Consider the following 16,395-nt stretch of genomic DNA (forward strand, 5'->3'; position numbering starts at 1 on the left):
GGCGCGTGGCGGGGGGCTGGATCAAAGGCTCAGTCGAGCTTCAGTGTGCGCTCGACGGACAGCCGCCAGTCGGACTGCACCGCCAGGTCCAGCTGCAGCGGGCGCGGCAGCATGCTGCTGTCCAGCCGGTAACTGAACTCGACGTAGTAGCGCTCGCTGGGGTCGATCTGCTCGGGTTCTGCAATGCGCCAGCGGGTGGCGCGCGAGATCATCGCCAGCGCGGCCTCGGCGCTGGGGTAGTTCTGGCTCAGCGCACCGAAGCTGACGCGCCAGCTGGAGGTGAGCGGCTGGTAGGAGATGCGCCAGGTGCGGGTGGCGCGGGCCACGCGCTCGTCGCGCCAATACCAACGGGGGTGAAAGACCTGCGCGGAGGCGGTGAAATAAAGCGGCACGCCGCGCTGCAGCGCATCTTCGGTGGCACGGCTGAGCGCCAGCTTGACTTCAAAGTCCAGCGTCAGCCCGCCCTCCTGCCGGCTCAGCGAAAGCTGCGGCAGCTCGATGCCTTGCGCCCGCACCCCTGCCGTGTGGCCCAGCACGCCCAACCAAGCGGCCAGCAGCAGCCCGCGCACGCAGGCCGCAGCCGCGCAAGTCGCGCCGCGGCCAGTCGGGCCGGACATCCTCATGAGGAAACGCAGGGCCGCCCCAAGTTCCCTCACCCCCCACGGGGAGCGGACTGGGCGCAGCCCGGTCCTGGGGGCGCTTTCAAAACCCATCGGCATTCAGTCAGAGGCAGCAGCGGGCCGTTGCAGCAAGGCATAGTAAAAACCGTCGGCCAGCGAGGCCGACGGGAGATGCCTTGCATTGTCCGGCAGCGGCAGCAGGTGGCCGGGCGACTGGGCTGCGATGACCCCGGGTGCCAGCGAATGGCGTTGCAAAAATGCGTCGATCTGCCGAATGCCTTCGTCCTTGAACAAGGAACAGGTTGCATAAACCAGGCGGCCACCGGGCTTGAGCAGCGGCCACAGCGCGTCCAGCAGTTCGGCCTGGATGCGGGCCAGCGCCTGGATGTCGTCGGCACGGCGCAGCCAGCGGATGTCCGGGTGGCGCCGCACGATGCCCGACGCGCTGCAGGGTGCGTCCAGCAGGATCGCGTCGAACGGCCGGCCGTCCCACCACTGGCTGACCTGGCGCGCATCGGCCGCGCGGGTGCGCGCCTGCAAGCCCAGGCGGCGCAGCCCGTCGTCCACGCGGGCCAGGCGGCTGGCGTCGGTGTCCAGCGCCAGCAGGTCCAGCTCGGCCAGCTCCAGCAGGTGCGCCGTCTTGCCACCGGGCGCGGCGCAGGCGTCCAGCACGTGGGCCCCGGCGGGCAAACCGCCAGCCCAGTCCCGCAGCAGCAGTGGCGCCGCACGTTGGGCCGACAGGTCCTGCACCGACACCAGCCCTTGTGCAAAGCCCGGCAGGCGGTCCACCGGACAGGGCTGGCGCAGCACCAGCGCCTGTTCCAGCCCGGGTCCTTCGACCGGGTCGGCTGCGATGCCGGCCTCCTGCAGTTGCTGAAGGTAGGCCTCGCGGCTGCTGCGGCGGGCGTTGACGCGCAGCGTCATCGGCGGGTGGCGCTGGGCTTCGCCCAGCAGCGCCTGCCAGTCGGCCGGCCAGTCGTGGCGCACTTTCTGGATCCACCAGGCGGGATGGTTCCACGCGCCTTCGGGCTGCTGCTCGGCCTGCGCCACCACTGCGGCACGCTCGCGGATGAAGCGGCGCAGCACGGCGTTGATGAAACCTGCGGCAGCCGGCACCTTGTGGCGTGCCGCGGTCACGGCCTGGTCGACCAGCGTGTGGTCCGGGTAGGGTGGTGCGTCGTCAGGCCACAGCAGCGCCAGCGCGCAGACCAGCAAGGCGTCCACCACCGGCGGCGGGTTGCGCGGGGCGAGCACGGCACGCGCCGCAGTGGCCGCGCCCAGCCTGCGCAGCACCGCAAAGGCCAGCGCCTGGGTGCCCGGCCGCGCGGCCGGCTGCACGCCGGCCAGCACATCGGTCAGGGAACGGCCGGCACGCACGGCCTGGACCGCGTCGGCACACAGTTCGAGCAGGCGGGACAGCGGAGGAGAGGGGTGGGCTGGGTTCACCCGCGGCAGTCTAACCACCCAACCCATCCAGAAGATTGCGACGGGCCGACCCCGCACGCGCAATGCGGCAGCCGCTGGCCGACAATGCGCTGGTCATAGAACCAGGCAAGGACCCCCCGGCATGGCCGAACCCAAGAGCCCGCGCGTTGCTGCGCCCATCCTGCAAGACGAAGCGCTGGCGGCGCTGCCGGTGTCGGAACGGGTGCGCTATCGCCTGGTCCAGGCCAGGCGGCGTTACCACGCCAACGACAACATTGCCGACTTCCTGCGCGAGGGTGAGTTGCAGGAACTGAAGGACGAGGTCAGCGCCAAGATGGCCGAGGTGCTGAAGGCGCTGGTGATCGACACCGAGAGCGACCACAACACCCAGGACACGGCGCGCCGCGTGGCCAAGATGTACCTGGAGGAAGTGTTTCGCGGCCGCTACCAGCCGATGCCGCCGGTCACCGAATTCCCGAATGCCTCCCGCCTGAACGAGCTGATGATCGTCGGCCCGATCACGGTGCGCTCGGCCTGCTCGCACCACATGTGCCCCATCCTCGGCAAGATCTGGGTGGGCGTGCTGCCCAATGAACACTCGAACCTGATCGGGCTGTCGAAATACGCCCGCATCGCCGACTGGATCATGACCCGGCCGCAGATCCAGGAAGAGGCGGTGATCATGCTGGCAGACGCCTTGCAGGAACGCGTCAAGCCCGACGGCTTGGCCATCGTCATGGAGGCGGACCATTTCTGCATGCATTGGCGCGGCGTGAAAGACAATGACACGGCGATGACCAACAGCGTCATGCGGGGTGCGTTCCTGAAGGACCCGAACCTGCGGCGCGAATTCCTGTCCCTGTTGTCCAAGAAGAGGTGAACCCCCGATGCTTGTGCGACTGATGTATGCCAGCCGGGCCACGGCAGAGATGGACCAGGATGCGCTGACCGGCATCCTGCAGCAGGCCCGCGCCACCAACCCGACGCAAGGCATCACCGGTGCGCTGTGCTTTGCGCACGGCACCTTCGTGCAGACGCTGGAAGGCGGCCGCGACGCGGTCAACAAGCTGTACCACCGCATCGCTGCGGATCCGCGCCACCAGCAGGTCGTGCTGCTGAACTATGCCGAGATCGCCGAGCGGCATTTCGCCGGCTGGGCCATGGGCATGGTCAACCTGACCCGGCTGAACCCTGGCCTGCTGCTCAAATACTCCGAAACCGCGACGCTGAACCCCTACGCCGTGTCCGGCGCCGCGATGGCCGCGCTGTTCGACGAGATGGTCGCCACCGCGGCCATGATGGGCCAGGCCTGACGCGCAGGCACCGGCCAGGTGGCATTCAGAGCTTGGCCGCGGCGCGAAAACCGAACAGGCGGGTCAGCAGCCGGGTCGGAAACTCGGTCAAGGCCTGGTTGTAGGCCGCTGCAGCGTCGCTGAAAGACTGGCGCGCATAGACCAGCCGGGCGGCGAGCTCGGTCAACTGCTGCCGCGAGGCATGCACGCCGGGCTGCTCGTCCAGCGTCGGCTGCTGCTCCAGCAGGGCATGCAGCCGCGCCATCGGCGAGGCCATGTCACGCTCCGCGGCCACCCATGCCGCCACCAGCAAGGCACGGTATGGCCTGGGCCGCATGGCCAGGGCCGCCTGACGCTGGCGCTCCTGCGCCTGCATCAGCACCTGCAGGCTGCCGGCCTCATCGGCCAGCGGCTCGCGCACGGCGGCCAGCAACATGTCCAGCGCGGCGGCGCGGCGCACCAGCAATTCATCGATCTGCACCCAGGCCTGGCCCAGCGCATTGCGCAGTCGCATCAGCCGGTTGTAGGCCCCCACCATCCAGAAGGCGATCACCAGGATCAGCGCGAGCTCCAGCAGCCAGCCGCCCACATGGCCAACATGCGTCAGCTGCAGCCAGTTCGGCCAGGCGGCACTGGTCGCCGGCTCGCTGGCCGGATCCGATGCCGCCAACGCGCCTTGCCAGATTTCCGGCGCGAACAGGCTCATGCGAACGCGCCCTGGCCGCCTTTGCTGGCCCACCAGGCGGCAAAGCCCTGGGCCCGCAGCTCGCAGGCAGGGCACTGGCCACAGCCGTAGCCCCAGGCGTGGCGCTGGCTGCGGTCGCCGAGGTAGCAGGTGTGCGTGTGCTCGACGATCAACTCGTTCAGCTTCGCGCCGCCCAGTTGGTCACTCAGTTCCCAGGTCTGGGCTTTGGTCAGGAACATCAGCGGGGTTTCCAGCGTCATCGGCGTGTCCAGCCCCAGGCTGAGCGCGACCTGCATCGCCTTGAGCGTGTTGTCGCGGCAGTCCGGGTAGCCGGAGTAATCGGTCTCGCACATGCCGCCGACCAGCACCGACGCGCCGCGCCGGTAGGCCAGCGCCGCGGCAAAGGTCAGGAACAGCAGGTTGCGGCCGGGCACGAAGGTGTTGGGCAAACCGTTGGCCTGCAGCTCGATGGCGCGCGCATCAGTCAGTGCGGTGTCGGAAATCTGACCCAGCAGCGCCAGGTCCAGCAAGTGGTCGTCGCCCAGCTTGCCAGCCCACTGCGGGAACTGTTCGGCAATCTCGCGCCGCACCACCTGCCGGCATTCGAGCTCGACCTTGTGGCGCTGGCCATAGTCGAAGCCCAGCGTCTCGACACGCGCAAAACGCGACAGCGCCCAGGCCAGGCAGGCGGTGGAATCCTGGCCGCCGGAAAACAGCACCAGGGCATGGCGGGAAGACGGCTCGCTCATGTCATCAGCCCCTGATTTCGCCCTGGCCCAGCACCACCCATTTCATGGACGTGAGGCCTTCGAGGCCAACCGGGCCGCGGGCGTGGAACTTGTCGGTCGAGATGCCGATCTCGGCCCCCAGGCCGTATTCGAAACCGTCGGCAAAGCGGGTGCTGGCGTTGACCATCACGCTGGCCGAGTCGACCTCGCGCAGGAAGCGCATCGCGTTCGGGTGGTTCGTCGTCAGGATCGCATCGGTGTGGTGCGAGCCGTAGCGGTTGATGTGGGCGATGGCCTCGTCCAGGCCCTGCACCACCTTCACGCTGACGATGGGCGCCAGGTATTCCTCGGCCCAGTCGGCCTCGGTCGCGTCCGCCAGCCTGGCGCCAGGCACGGCAGCGAGGATCGCCTTGGCGGCCGAGTCACAACGCATCTCCACGCCCTTGGCCGCGAAGATCGCGCCGATCTGCGGCAGGAAGGCTGGCGCCGAAGCTGCATGCACCAGCAGCGATTCGGCCGCGTTGCAGGGGCTGTACTTCTGCGTCTTGGCGTTGTCGGTGACGACCAGCGCCTGCGCAATGTCGACCTCGGCGTCCACATAGACGTGGCAGTTGCCGTCCAGGTGCTTGATGACCGGCACCTTGGCCTCGGCGCTGATGCGCGCGATCAGGCCCTTGCCGCCGCGCGGGATGATCACGTCCACGTATTCAGGCATCGCAATCAAGCGGCCCACGGCGGCGCGGTCCGTCGTCTCGACGAGTTGCACGGCCTCAGGCGGCAGGCCGGCTTCGGACAGCGCGCGCTGCACCAGTTGCCAAAGCGCCAGGTTGGAATGGATGGCCTCGGAGCCGCCGCGCAGGATGCAGGCATTGCCGCTCTTGATCGCCAGCGACGCGGCCTCGATGGTCACGTTCGGCCGGCTCTCGTAGATCATGCCGAACACGCCCAGCGGCACGCGCATCTGCCCCACGCTGATGCCGGTGGGCCGGCGCTTCACGCCGGTGATCTCGCCGACCGGGTCCGGCATCGCCGCCAGTTGCTCGCAACCTTCGGCGACCGTGGCGATGACCTTGGGTGTCAGGCGCAGGCGGTCGACCATCGGCGCGGCAAGACCTGCGGCCTCGGCGGCAGCGATGTCCTTGGCATTGGCCGCGGCCAGCGGCTCGCCTGCTTCGCGCAGCAGCCGGGCCAGCGCGCTCAGCGCATCGTTCTTCACGCGGGTGCCGGCGCTGGCCATCGCGGTCGCGGCGGCGCGCGCCCCCACGCCCAGGTGGTCCATGTAGGCGGGAATGTCGTGCGGGGTCATACCGGGATTATCCCCGGCCGGGGCCGCTCGCGTTCAGCCCAGCCAGGCCAGCAGCGCCAGCCACAGCGGCGCGGTGCCCACGAAGGCAAGCGTGGACAGCACGTTGACCGCGGTGGTCTCGGCTTCCAGCGTGCGATACCGCTGGGCGAACATCATCGAGTTGCTGCCGGCCGGCAAGGCCGCCAGCAGCACCAGCACCGCCAGCGGCGTACCGGTCAGGCCAAAGCCCCAGTGGGCGACGCCCAGCACCAGCGCAGGCTGCAGCCCCAGCTTCAGCGCGCTGACGGCGATGGCGCCATCCAGGCGCTTGGGCAGGCCCAGGTAGGCCAGTGACATGCCGATCAGTGTCAGGCACAGCGGCACCACGGCCGAGCCCAGCATGCGCAGCACTTCGTCGACCGCTTCGGGCAGCGGCCAGCCGATGAGGTTCCAGGCCAGGCCAGCCAGCACCGGCAGCACGACCGGGTGGATCACCGCGTTGCGCAGCGTGCCCAGCAGCACATGGCCGAGGTGCGCGTCGGGTGCAGCGTGGGCACGCGCCAGGTCCAGCTCGACCAGCGTGGTGCAGACCAGCAGCAGGATCAGCGCATGCACGCTGACCAGCGTCAAATGCAGGCCCAGGCCAGCTTCGCCGAGCACGCCGGCGGCCAGCGGAATGCCGATCTGCACCGAGTTGCCGAAGGTCACGGTGACGGCCCGCACCGCGGGCGCCGCAACGGCCTGGCCGCTGCGGTCGCGCCGGGCGCGCTGCACGCCGTACACGGCCAGCATCAGCCCGGTCACCGGCACGAAAAACGCGGCCAGCATCGCCCAGGGCAGGTGCGCCAGGTCCACGCGCGCGGTGGTGCGGAAGAACAGCGCCGGCGCGAACAGGTAGAAGGCCGCGGCGGACAGGATGCGCGCCGGATCGTTGTCGGCCGTGCCTTCGCCCAGCCAGCGCAGGCGCCCCACGATCCAGCCCAGCGCCACCACCAGCACGATGGCCAGCAGCTTGTAGAGGATCGCCAGCGTCATGCCGCCGGCGTCATGCCTTGGCGGCGGCCTTCTTCGCCGGCGGCTTGGCTGCGCGCGGCTCGAACTCGAAGCTGACCTTGCCTTCCTTCTTGTCGTAGGCCAGGAAGGCCTTGAACTTGCGGCGGGTCTTGTTCGAGACGAAGTTCTCCAGCAGGTCGGTCTTGCCGGTCGTCAGCAGCTTGTGCACCTGCTCGCGCGCGACCGGCTGGGTCAGGATGACCTTGCCGGTCTTGAAGTCGCAGGTCACCGGCGCGCTGACCGCGTGTTCGCAGACATAGTTGCTGCCGTGCTCATAGACCTTGCCCTGGCACTTCGGGCAGGAACCCAGCGGCTCCTGGTCGCTGAAGTCCACCGCTTCGCCTTCTTCGGCCGCCTTGGCGTCTTCACCGAAGTCGAACTCCAGCTTCCAGTTCTTGGTCTCGTCGTCGAAGGCCAGCTTCAGCTCGGCAGTGAACGGCCAGCCGGCCTTGGAGCGGAAACCTTCCAGCGGGCCGATCTTCTTGTCGGCCAGGAACTGCTCGACCTCGGCCAGCTCGAAGCTGCGGCCGCCGGGGATCTTGGTGATCGAGAAGCCGCAGCCTTCGCTGTCGCCCGTCGAGCCGTCCGCCGGGCCGCTCCCAAGGGCGGCTCGGTCCCCTTGGGGGACCGGTCGCGTACCCGCGGCCGAGGGGCTGTCAGCCCTTCCGGTGCAGGTGAAACGGCGGTAGTTTTCCTTCACCACGCCGCCGCAGTTCGGGCACGGCGTCTTCAGCGTCGCATAGTCGCCAGGAATCGTGTCGCGGTCGTATTCCTTGGCCTTCTTGACGATGCGCTCGGCCATGTCGGCAATCGCCTTCATGAACTGTTCGCGCGAGAGCTTGCCCTGCTCCATCTCGGCCAGCTGGAACTCCCAGTTGCCGGTCAGCTCGGGCTTGGTCAGGTCTTCCACGCCCAGGCCGCGCAGCAGCGTCATCAGCTGGAAGGCCTTGGCGGTGGGCACCAGCTCGCGGCCTTCGCGCAGCATGTACTTCTCCAGGATCAGGCCTTCGATGGTCTGCGCGCGCGTGGCTGGCGTGCCCAGGCCCTTCTCGGCCATGGCCTCGCGCAACTCGTCGTCGTCGATCATCTTGCCTGCCCCTTCCATCGCGCTCAGCAGCGTGGCCTCGGTGTAGCGCGCCGGCGGCTTGGTGCGCAGCGCGACGACGTTCACGCCTTCGTTGCTGACCGTCTCGCCCGGCTGCACCGCGACCAGGTTGGCGTCCTCGTCCTGGGCTTCCTTGCCATAGACGGCCAGCCAGCCCGGGTTCACCAGCACCTTGCCGTTGGTCTGGAACGCATGCTCGGGGCCGGCGGCGGTCTTGACCTTGGTGATGCGGGTCGTGACCATGTATTCGGCCGCCGGATAGAAGACCGCGAGGAAGCGCTTGACGACCATGTCGTAGAGCTTGGCCTCGGCTTCGGTCAGCGCCTTGGGGGCCTGCAGCGTCGGGATGATGGCAAAGTGGTCCGAAACCTTGGTGTTGTCGAACACCCGCTTGAGCGGCTTGACGTAGCCTTCCTTCAAGCCCTTCCTCGCGTGCTGGGCCAGTGCCTGCAGCGGGCCTGGCAGGTCCTCGGTGGCGATCATCTGGAAGGTTTCCTTGACCACCGGCACATAGTCCTCGGGCAGGTAGCGCGAGTCGGTCCGGGGGTAGGTCAGCACCTTGTGCTTTTCATACAGCGCCTGCGCCAGGCCCAGCGTGGTCTTGGCGCTGAAGCCGAAGCGCGAGTTGGCTTCGCGCTGCAGGGTCGTCAGGTCGTACAGGCCCGGGCTGCTCTGGGTGCTGGGCTTGGCTTCTTCGGTGACCACGCCGGGCTGGCCGCGCACCGCATCGGCAATCGCCTTGGCTTCGGCTTCGTTCCAGAGGCGGTCAGGCCGGCGGTCCGACACGGGGATGTCGGCCAGCGCGCCACCACCGGCGGGGTCGTCCTTCTTGTACTTGGGGTCGAACCACTTGCCTTCGTAGTCGCCCGCGGCGGCGCCGAAGCCGGCCTTGATTTCCCAGTAGTCGCGCGCCACGTGCTTGCGGATCTTCTCTTCGCGCTCGACGACGATGGACAGCGTGGGCGTTTGCACCCGGCCGACCGTCGTCAGGAAGAAACCGCCGTCGCGCGAGTTGAAGGCCGTCATCGCGCGGGTGCCGTTGATGCCCACCAGCCAGTCGGCCTCGGAGCGGCTGCGTGCGGCGTCGGCCAGGCCCATCATCTGCTGATCGGAGCGCAGCTTGTCGAAGCCGTCGCGGATGGCTTGCGGCGTCATGCTCTGCAGCCACAGGCGCTGGATGGGCTTGTTGATCGGCGCCTTCGCGGTGCCGGCGTATTGCACGATGAGCCGGAAGATCAGCTCGCCCTCGCGGCCCGCGTCGCAGGCGTTGATCAGCGAAGTCACGTCCTTGCGCTTGACCAGCTTGACGACGGCCTGCAGGCGCGCCTTGGCCTTGTCGATGGGCGCGAGGTCGAAGTGCGGCGGCACCACCGGCAGGTTGGCAAAGCTCCACTTGCCACGCTTGACGTCGTATTCCTCCGGCGCCTTGATCTCCACCAGATGGCCAACCGCCGAGGTGACGACGTACTGCTCGTTCTCGAAGTGGTCGGCGGCTTTTTCGAACTTGCCGGAGACCGGCGTCAACGCACGCACGATGTCCTGCGCGACGCTGGGCTTTTCCGCAATGATCAGTGACTTGCTCATGTGTTCTTCGATTTCCACTCGGGCCGGATTCGGCCATGCCTACAATCCAGCGACTCGCGCGCCTGTGTGTACATGCGTATGCACGTGTACACGCGCGCACGCCCATGATTCCAATGTACCCAATGAAGCCTCGCACGCAAGCCAAGCCCGCCAACAACCCTGTCGCCAAGCCGAAGGGCCGCTCGCAAACGGCCGCGAAGGCGACGGCAGGGCCCTCCGCGAAAAGCAGCGGCAGGCGCATCCAGGTGCGCCGCAGTGGCGTGCATGGCAAAGGGGTCTTCGCGCTGCAGCCCATTGAACCGGGCGAGCGCCTGATCGAATACACCGGCCAGGTGATCGACTGGCCAGAGGCGCTGCGCCGCCACCCGCACGACCCGTCCAACCCCGAGCACACCTTCTACTTCCAGATCGAAGGCGGCAACGTGATCGACGCGCTGTACGGCGGCAATGCCGCGCGCTGGATCAACCATGCCTGCGACCCGAACTGCGAGGCCGACGAGCAGGATGGCCGCGTCTTCATCAAGGCCTTGCGGCCGATCGCGCCCGGCGAGGAACTGTTCTACGACTACGGCCTCACCATTGACGAGCGCTACACCCCGAAGCTGAAAAAACGCTACGAATGCCGCTGCGGCGCAGCCGATTGCCGTGGCACGATGCTGAGCCCGAAGACGCGCCAGAAGGCGTCCCGCCCATGAACGACGCCCCGCTGATTCCGCCGCCTCCTGCGCCCAACCCGGCCGACCGCCACAGCCTGTGGGGCATCCACGCGCTGTGGGAACAGCTGCTGCCGATGCTGCCTGAGCTGTCGATCGAGGTGGTGGACCACATCGAGTCGACCAACCAGGCGCTGATGGACCGGCTGCGCCACGCCGCACTGAAGGCCCAGGGCCGCGAGCTGCGGGCAGACGACCTGGCGCCTTCGCTGCTGGTGGCCGTGCAGCAGACCCAGGGCAAGGGCCGGCTGGGCCGCAGCTGGGAATCGGCACCGGGCAGTTCCCTCACCTTCTCGCTCAGCCTGCCGATCCACCGCGCCGACTGGTCAGGCCTATCGCTGGCAGTGGGCGTGGCAGCGGCCGAGGCGCTGGACCCGAACGGCCACGAGATCGGCCTGAAGTGGCCGAACGACCTGTGGCGCGTGGACGGCCCGGGCCGTGGCCGCAAGCTGGGTGGCGTGCTGATCGAGGCCTTGCAGGTCGGCGAACAGCGCTTCGCGGTGATCGGCATCGGCATCAACCTGCGGCCGCTGCACCTGCCGCAAAACGTGCAGGAAGCGATTGCCTCGGTCAGCGAATTCGAGCCGGACCTCTCGGCCCCGCAGGCACTGGCGCGCATCTGCCCCAGGCTGGCGCAACGCCTGCAGGACTTCGAGCGAGGCGGTTTCGCCGGCATCGCCGCCGCCTATGCGCAACGCGACCTGCTGCGCGGCCATGCGGTGACGACCACCGACGCGTCGTGCCCCGAAGGCGAATCGCTGGGCGTGGCGGAGGACGGCGCGCTGCTGGTGCGCTGCAACGGCGAAGTGCAGCGCATCGTCAGCGGCGAAGTCAGCGTGCGCCCGCTGGCCGCCGCGCCGCGCTGAGCGGCCGCCCCGGCGATGTTGCGCTGGCTGCTGGTCCTGCTTGTCGTGGCCAACCTGGCCGTCTGGGCCTGGACCCAACCGGTGATTGCCGAGAAGCTGGGCCTGCACGCACTGGACCCGCAGCGCGAGCCCGAGCGGCTGGCGCGCCAGGTCAATGCACAGGCGCTGCAGCTGTTGTCCAACGGCGCGGCCTCGGCCCCGGCACCCGCCGCGTCAACGGCGTCTGAAACAGCTGCAGCCACAGCGGCAACCATCGCCAGCGAACCGGCCAGCGCCAATGCGGTGTCAACCGCCGCGGCGGGTGCTGCCTGCCTGCAGGCCGGCCCGCTGAGCGACCAGGCCTATGGCGAGATGACGCGCCAGCTGCAGCAGCTCGGGCTGCGCAGCGACGGCTGGGTCGACATCCGGCGCGAGCTGCCCGGCCGCTGGGCGGTCTACATGGGCCGCTTTGCCGACGCAGACGCGCTGCAGAAGAAACTGGAAGAAGTGCGCAGGCTGCGGCTGCCGCACGAGGAACTGGTCAACCACGCGACGCTGAGCCCGGGGCTGACGCTGGGCCAGTTCAACAGCCAGGCAGAAGCCGAGGGCCGGTTGAACCAGCTGCAGCAGCGCGGCGTGCGCACTGCGCGCGTGGTCGCGCTGATCGAACCCGTCGTGCAGCACCAGCTGCGCGTGGAGACGCTGACGGCCGAGCAGGCCGGCAAGCTCAGGACCCAGAAGGCGGCGACGCCCTGGAGCGCTTGCGCGCCGGCTTGAGCCGCTGCCCAAGCGCCTGCAGCAAGAGCAGCGCCGCGAGCGCCGCCAGCTCGAAACCGTCCAACGCGCCGCCACCGGCCGATGAACCGCCAGCGCTGTTGCCGGTGCCGCCACTGGTCGCGCCGTCTTCGCTGGTCGCGGCCTCGCGGTCCTGGCCCAGCGCCACCGCCGCGCGCAGCTCGCTGGTGTCGATCTGCACCGCCGCCCAGTTCGGCGCCTGGTAGGCCTGTGACTGCGTGGTGAGCTGGGCGTAGCGCAGCGCCTGGTCGGCATCCAGGATGCCGGCGCCGCAGGTCGCGGTGGAGCAGACGCAGCGGCCCGGATTGGCCGCGCTGCAAGCGGCCATCAGCGCCGAGCCCACGTGTGGCCGGGCGCTGGCGCTCAGGCCTTGCAGCAGCCCGGCCGCGTCCAGGCCGGGTGCCAGCGACAGCATCTGCGCCGCCACACCCGCCACCACCGGCGCGGCAAAGCTGGTGCCGGTGTGCCGGCCGTAGCCGGGCAGGCCAGGCGTGGTGCTGCCGCTGTTGCCCAGCGTCAGCAGGCCGCCGTCGGTCAGCAGCGAGCCCCAACGGCCGCTCGTGTCGTCGCCGCCCACGGTGGCCAGCGCCAGCGCGCTGCCGAAGTTGGAATAGCTGGCCTTGAAGCCGTCGCGGTTCAGCGCGGCCACGCCCAGCACGTGCTGGCAGTTGGCCGGCCGGCTGGGGCTGGCGTGGTCGTTGCCACCGGCCGCGACCACCAGCACGCCCAGCGCCCAGAGTTCGTCGATGGCGCTTTGGTAGGCCGCGTTGCAGGCCGAAGCACCGCCGAAGCTGATGTTGACGACACGCGCTGGCGTCGGGTTGACCGGCGCCCATTCGGCGCAACCGCTGGCCATGTTGCCATCGGTCCAGCGTTTGCAGACCTGCAGGCCGGCGGCCCAGCGCATGCCGTCGACGATGTCGCTGACGGTCGCGCCGCACTTGCCGGCCACGCGCACCGGCAGGATGCGCACGCCCCAGTTCAGCCCGGCCACGCCCAGCGCGTTGTTGCTGCTCGCGGCAATGATGCCGGTCACCGTCGTGCCGTGCCAGCTGCTGCCTTGCAGGCTGCAGCTGCCAAAGCGGCCGGCGTCGGCCGATTGATCCGCGATGTCCACCCAGTCGCCGGGGTCGGACGGGTCGGCGTCGCGGCCGTCGCCGTCATTGGCGTAACCGCGGCCGGCGCTGGCGTCCCAGTCCGAAACCATGTCGTAGCCAGGCAGCAAGCGGGCGCTGTCGAATTCGGGATGGGCCGTGAGGCCGGTGTCCAGCACCGCCACCACCGGGCCGGCGTCGCCAGTGCTGCGCGACCAGGCGGTCTGCACGCCCGGCACGCCGCGCAGCCGGGCACTGAGCGGCAGGCTGTTGCTGCCGCTGACGGGCTGCAGCCACCACTGCTGGTCCTGGCCGCCGAACAAAGGATCGTCCGGCATGGTCAACTCGGCCTGCAGCCGCGGCTCCAGGGTGTCCGGCACGACCCAGGCGACCTCCGGCCGGGCGGCCAGCGAGGTTTGCCAGCGCGCCAGCGTGGCCGCGTCAGGCGGCGTGTCCCAGCGCAGGCGCTGCGCCGCGCGGCCCACCGGCTGCAGGCTGGGCGCACTGCCCTGTCGCGTCAGCCCGGTTGCGCCCATCAGCCTGGCCCAGCGCAGGCCATCGGCGCGCTTGAGTTCGGCCGCGCTCGGTCCGCCAGCCGAGTTGGCGACCTGGGCATCCGGCACGTCCAGCATCGCCTGGTGCGCAGGCGCGTCGCGCAACTGCACGATCAGACCGCGCACCGGCAGCGCCGTATTGGCGGCTTGCGCCCCGGCAGACAAACCCATCAGCAGCAGCCCGGCCAGGGCCCAGCCCGCCGCACAGCGTCGACTTCCACTCATGCACAACCCCGACATCGTGTTTTTTGACAGATGTCGGGATATCGGCCGGCCGCGGCCAAAACAAAGGGGCGGCGCGACCTGCCCGGCCGCGCCGCCCCTGAAGGCCTGTATTTCGTGAGCTCAGCCGCGGGTGCGGCGGCGCGGCAGGGCCAGGCCGATCAGCAGCAGCAGCGCGGCCCAGATGGGCGAGCCGGCGCCCCCCCCCCCGCCGCCACCGCCAGACGAAGAGACTGCAGCGACGGTGAAACTGAGGTCGGTGCTGCCGGTGTAGCCCCGGCTGTCGGTCACGGTCAAACGCACGGTGACGATCCCGGCGCCGGTCAGATTCATGGCAGCGGTTGCACCATTGGTGGCCCCGCTGAAGCTGGCCAACGTGTCTCCCGAAACCAGCTCCCACTGGTAGCCAACGATAGATGCACCATCCAGTGCGCTGGAGTTCGCACTGTCCAGGGTCAGCAAGTCGCCGACCTGTGGTGCAGTGTCCGACAGGCTGATGCGCGCGGTCGGCAAACCGCTGAGGATTTGCACCGACTGCTGGGTCGAAGCACTCGCCGAAGCGCTGTCGGTCACGGTCAGGCTCACTGTGACGGTGCCGGCAGTTTGCGCGGTAAAACCGAAGGTGGCGGCAGATGTGTCGCTCACGTCGCCAATCAGCGTGTCACCGCTTACCACGCTCCAGCTGTACCCGGTGATGCTGCGCCCCGCCGACGCGGTCGAACCGCTGGCATCCAGCGTGACGGCGGTCCCCGGCTGCACTGCGGTGGCCGACGCACTGATCACGGGCGTGGGCAAGACAGCCGCCACGGCCGCGTTGACGGCAGCGGCAGCGTTCAGCATGCCGGCACCGCAGGTGCTGGTCGTGCAGTAGCACTCGGTTTGCGCGGTTGAACTGGGCGCGAGACAAGCGCTCACACCCGTGCCTGCGCCGCTGCTGGGGAACGTGGTTGCCGTGCTGCGGATCGTGCTGCGGATGTCCGCAGGCGTCATCGAGGGCTTCGCCGACAGCATCAGGGCGGCCGTGCCCGCGACCAGCGGTGCCGAGAAGCTCGTGCCCAGCGCATAGTTGGTTGCGTCGGTGTAAGTGTTGGTGCCGGGACCCTGGGTGCCGGCATTGGTGCTGCTCAGCATCGAATACAGGCAAGGGCCAGAAGCATTGACGCAATTGCCGGCCGGCGCCGAGATGGCGACCTCGGGGCCAAGGTCCGAGAAACCGGACTTGGTGCCAGCATGCCGCAGACCGGCCACCGCGATCACACCACTGCAGTTGGCAGGCACACCAACGGCAAGACCATCATTCCCGGCAGCCACCACGATGCTTGCGCCGGCGGCCGTCACCTCGGCGATGACCTCGACGTAAGCCGCATCGCAAGTGCCGGCGCTGCCCAGGCTCATGTTGAGCACCTTGGCTGGATGGGTGTTGGTCGGCACGCCCGTCACGGACAGACCTGCCGCCCAGCGCATCGCGTCGATGATGTCGGAGTCGTAACCGCCGCATTTGCCCAGCACGCGCACCGGCAGCAGCATCACGTTGGGCGCGGTACCGGCCATCCCAATGCCGTTGTTGGCCGAGGCACCGACCAGGCCCGCGGTCTGGGTGCCATGCCAGGAACTGGCTTCCGCACCACAGCCCTTGAAGGTACCGGACGCATCTTCAGCCGATGTGACCCAGTCGCCAGGATCGCTCGGGTCGCTGTCGCGGCCGTTGCCGTCATTGCCCGTGGCGCTGTCGCTGATGAAGTCGTAGCCCGGCAGGATCTTGGCCGTCAGGTCCGGATGATCCGGTCGGATGCCGGTGTCCAGCACCGCTACCACGATGCTACTGCTGCCCATCGTGACGTTCCAGGCAGCTTCGGCATTGATGGCCGACTTGACCGTGCTGTCCGGCGTGTGCAGGTACCACTGTCCAGCGGTCAACGAATTGGTGGTTTGGCCCGTCGGGTACAGCGGGTCGTTCGGGGCGGTCAATGCGCGGCGCCGACCATCCACCACAGCCCATTCGACTTCCGAATCCGCCGCCAGTTTGGCTGCAAGCGCCTCGCTGCCCATCGCGGTCGACGTCATGATCTGCATGCGCTCGTTCATGATGCGTCCGTCGGCCAGCGACGCAATGCCGAGCCGTCTGGCCAACGTGTACGCAGCCTGCGGACCGGCCTGGGCTGCGGCAGCGGAGCCGGCGGAGAGGATGCTGCTGCGCGACAGCACGCTGGCGCCGGACTTGAATTTGACGATCACCCTTGCGGCCGCGGCCGGCACAGTGACACCGACGCCGCGCGGCACACCCTGCTCGGCCGCGCGGGCCGGCAGCGTCGCCACCGCCGCCAGCAGCACCGCCGCGGAGCAGGCCAGCCAGGCCTTGTGTGTCCAGTTCGTCCAACCCGTGTGGTTCATGGCA

The 16,395-nt window shown here is 69.0% G+C and carries 14 protein-coding genes and 1 pseudogene; 5 read left to right on the forward strand and 10 right to left on the reverse strand.

Annotated elements, in window-relative coordinates; translation table 11 throughout:
• Positions 1–29 precede the first annotated feature (29 nt).
• Together AC3WR5_RS07895 and rsmB are read right to left on the reverse strand one after the other, a co-directional pair.
• A complete protein-coding gene (locus AC3WR5_RS07895) occupies positions 30–617 on the reverse strand; it encodes a DUF4390 domain-containing protein (RefSeq protein ID WP_231010280.1) in 588 nt (195 codons plus the stop codon).
• 102 nt (positions 618–719) lie between these two features.
• Entirely contained in the window at positions 720–2,093 is a 1,374-nt protein-coding gene (rsmB, locus tag AC3WR5_RS07900; RefSeq protein WP_231010281.1) for a 16S rRNA (cytosine(967)-C(5))-methyltransferase RsmB, read from the reverse strand.
• A gap of 94 nt (positions 2,094–2,187) precedes the next feature.
• Between rsmB and folE the strand changes: the two genes are divergently transcribed.
• On the forward strand, positions 2,188–2,925 hold the full coding sequence (folE, locus tag AC3WR5_RS07905; RefSeq protein WP_141290132.1) for a GTP cyclohydrolase I: 738 nt from the start codon (positions 2,188–2,190) through the stop codon (positions 2,923–2,925).
• A gap of 7 nt (positions 2,926–2,932) precedes the next feature.
• Complete coding sequence (locus tag AC3WR5_RS07910) at positions 2,933–3,358, forward strand: BLUF domain-containing protein (protein WP_141290131.1); 426 nt, start codon at positions 2,933–2,935, stop codon at positions 3,356–3,358.
• Between the two features lie 25 nt (positions 3,359–3,383).
• Here the strand turns inward: AC3WR5_RS07910 and AC3WR5_RS07915 are convergent, their stop codons facing one another.
• The 5 genes from AC3WR5_RS07915 to AC3WR5_RS07935 are packed head-to-tail and all read right to left on the reverse strand — an operon-like array spanning position 3,384 to position 9,777.
• Positions 3,384–4,043, reverse strand: coding sequence for a LemA family protein (locus tag AC3WR5_RS07915; RefSeq protein WP_492483301.1), 660 nt, complete (start codon positions 4,041–4,043; stop codon positions 3,384–3,386).
• The gene (gene queC / locus AC3WR5_RS07920; protein ID WP_492483302.1) at positions 4,040–4,771 is read right to left on the reverse strand and encodes a 7-cyano-7-deazaguanine synthase QueC; all 732 of its coding nucleotides are present in this window, start codon (positions 4,769–4,771) and stop codon (positions 4,040–4,042) included. Before queC ends, AC3WR5_RS07915 begins: the two co-directional genes overlap by 4 nt.
• 4 nt (positions 4,772–4,775) lie before the next feature.
• Positions 4,776–6,056: a glutamate-5-semialdehyde dehydrogenase gene (locus AC3WR5_RS07925; protein ID WP_492483304.1), complete on the reverse strand. Its 1,281-nt coding sequence runs from the start codon at positions 6,054–6,056 to the stop codon at positions 4,776–4,778.
• 33 nt (positions 6,057–6,089) lie between these two features.
• On the reverse strand, positions 6,090–7,070 hold the full coding sequence (locus tag AC3WR5_RS07930; RefSeq protein ID WP_492483306.1) for an AEC family transporter: 981 nt from the start codon (positions 7,068–7,070) through the stop codon (positions 6,090–6,092).
• A gap of 10 nt (positions 7,071–7,080) precedes the next feature.
• Positions 7,081–9,777, reverse strand: coding sequence for a DNA topoisomerase III (locus AC3WR5_RS07935; protein WP_492483308.1), 2,697 nt, complete (start codon positions 9,775–9,777; stop codon positions 7,081–7,083).
• A gap of 122 nt (positions 9,778–9,899) precedes the next feature.
• Here AC3WR5_RS07935 and AC3WR5_RS07940 point away from each other — a divergent pair, with 122 nt between their 5' ends.
• From AC3WR5_RS07940 to AC3WR5_RS07950, 3 genes are read left to right on the forward strand one after another with little or no spacing between them, the layout of a single operon-like run.
• On the forward strand, positions 9,900–10,472 hold the full coding sequence (locus AC3WR5_RS07940; protein ID WP_492483310.1) for an SET domain-containing protein: 573 nt from the start codon (positions 9,900–9,902) through the stop codon (positions 10,470–10,472).
• Positions 10,469–11,356: a biotin--[acetyl-CoA-carboxylase] ligase gene (locus tag AC3WR5_RS07945; protein WP_492483312.1), complete on the forward strand. Its 888-nt coding sequence runs from the start codon at positions 10,469–10,471 to the stop codon at positions 11,354–11,356. Before AC3WR5_RS07940 ends, AC3WR5_RS07945 begins: the two co-directional genes overlap by 4 nt.
• A gap of 15 nt (positions 11,357–11,371) precedes the next feature.
• Complete coding sequence (locus AC3WR5_RS07950) at positions 11,372–12,112, forward strand: SPOR domain-containing protein (RefSeq protein ID WP_492483314.1); 741 nt, start codon at positions 11,372–11,374, stop codon at positions 12,110–12,112.
• Here AC3WR5_RS07950 and AC3WR5_RS07955 read toward each other — a convergent pair.
• From AC3WR5_RS07955 to AC3WR5_RS07965, 3 genes and pseudogenes are all read right to left on the reverse strand, one after another.
• A complete protein-coding gene (locus AC3WR5_RS07955; protein WP_492483316.1) occupies positions 12,063–14,003 on the reverse strand; it encodes a S8 family serine peptidase in 1,941 nt (646 codons plus the stop codon). The two genes, AC3WR5_RS07950 and AC3WR5_RS07955, sit on opposite strands and share 50 nt — an antisense overlap.
• A gap of 120 nt (positions 14,004–14,123) precedes the next feature.
• The gene (locus tag AC3WR5_RS07960; protein WP_492483580.1) at positions 14,124–14,840 is read right to left on the reverse strand and encodes a PKD domain-containing protein; all 717 of its coding nucleotides are present in this window, start codon (positions 14,838–14,840) and stop codon (positions 14,124–14,126) included.
• A gap of 114 nt (positions 14,841–14,954) precedes the next feature.
• Positions 14,955–15,905, reverse strand: a pseudogene (locus AC3WR5_RS07965) (S8 family peptidase); the annotation flags it as partial.
• Positions 15,906–16,395: the final 490 nt, after the last annotated feature.

This window comes from Ideonella sp. FW305-24 (assembly GCF_058788035.1).

What these genes read in the sequence shown, in the direction of transcription:
- AC3WR5_RS07895 (WP_231010280.1), bottom strand. Translation starts at nt 617, where the DNA reads ATGTCCGGCCCGACTGGCCGCGGCGCGACTTGCGCGGCTGCGGCCTGC.
- rsmB (WP_231010281.1), bottom strand. Translation starts at nt 2,093, where the DNA reads ATGGGTTGGGTGGTTAGACTGCCGCGGGTGAACCCAGCCCACCCCTCT.
- folE (WP_141290132.1), top strand. Translation starts at nt 2,188, where the DNA reads ATGGCCGAACCCAAGAGCCCGCGCGTTGCTGCGCCCATCCTGCAAGAC.
- AC3WR5_RS07910 (WP_141290131.1), top strand. Translation starts at nt 2,933, where the DNA reads ATGCTTGTGCGACTGATGTATGCCAGCCGGGCCACGGCAGAGATGGAC.
- AC3WR5_RS07915 (WP_492483301.1), bottom strand. Translation starts at nt 4,043, where the DNA reads ATGAGCCTGTTCGCGCCGGAAATCTGGCAAGGCGCGTTGGCGGCATCG.
- queC (WP_492483302.1), bottom strand. Translation starts at nt 4,771, where the DNA reads ATGAGCGAGCCGTCTTCCCGCCATGCCCTGGTGCTGTTTTCCGGCGGC.
- AC3WR5_RS07925 (WP_492483304.1), bottom strand. Translation starts at nt 6,056, where the DNA reads ATGACCCCGCACGACATTCCCGCCTACATGGACCACCTGGGCGTGGGG.
- AC3WR5_RS07930 (WP_492483306.1), bottom strand. Translation starts at nt 7,070, where the DNA reads ATGACGCTGGCGATCCTCTACAAGCTGCTGGCCATCGTGCTGGTGGTG.
- AC3WR5_RS07935 (WP_492483308.1), bottom strand. Translation starts at nt 9,777, where the DNA reads ATGAGCAAGTCACTGATCATTGCGGAAAAGCCCAGCGTCGCGCAGGAC.
- AC3WR5_RS07940 (WP_492483310.1), top strand. Translation starts at nt 9,900, where the DNA reads ATGAAGCCTCGCACGCAAGCCAAGCCCGCCAACAACCCTGTCGCCAAG.
- AC3WR5_RS07945 (WP_492483312.1), top strand. Translation starts at nt 10,469, where the DNA reads ATGAACGACGCCCCGCTGATTCCGCCGCCTCCTGCGCCCAACCCGGCC.
- AC3WR5_RS07950 (WP_492483314.1), top strand. Translation starts at nt 11,372, where the DNA reads ATGTTGCGCTGGCTGCTGGTCCTGCTTGTCGTGGCCAACCTGGCCGTC.
- AC3WR5_RS07955 (WP_492483316.1), bottom strand. Translation starts at nt 14,003, where the DNA reads ATGAGTGGAAGTCGACGCTGTGCGGCGGGCTGGGCCCTGGCCGGGCTG.
- AC3WR5_RS07960 (WP_492483580.1), bottom strand. Translation starts at nt 14,840, where the DNA reads ATGCTGAACGCTGCCGCTGCCGTCAACGCGGCCGTGGCGGCTGTCTTG.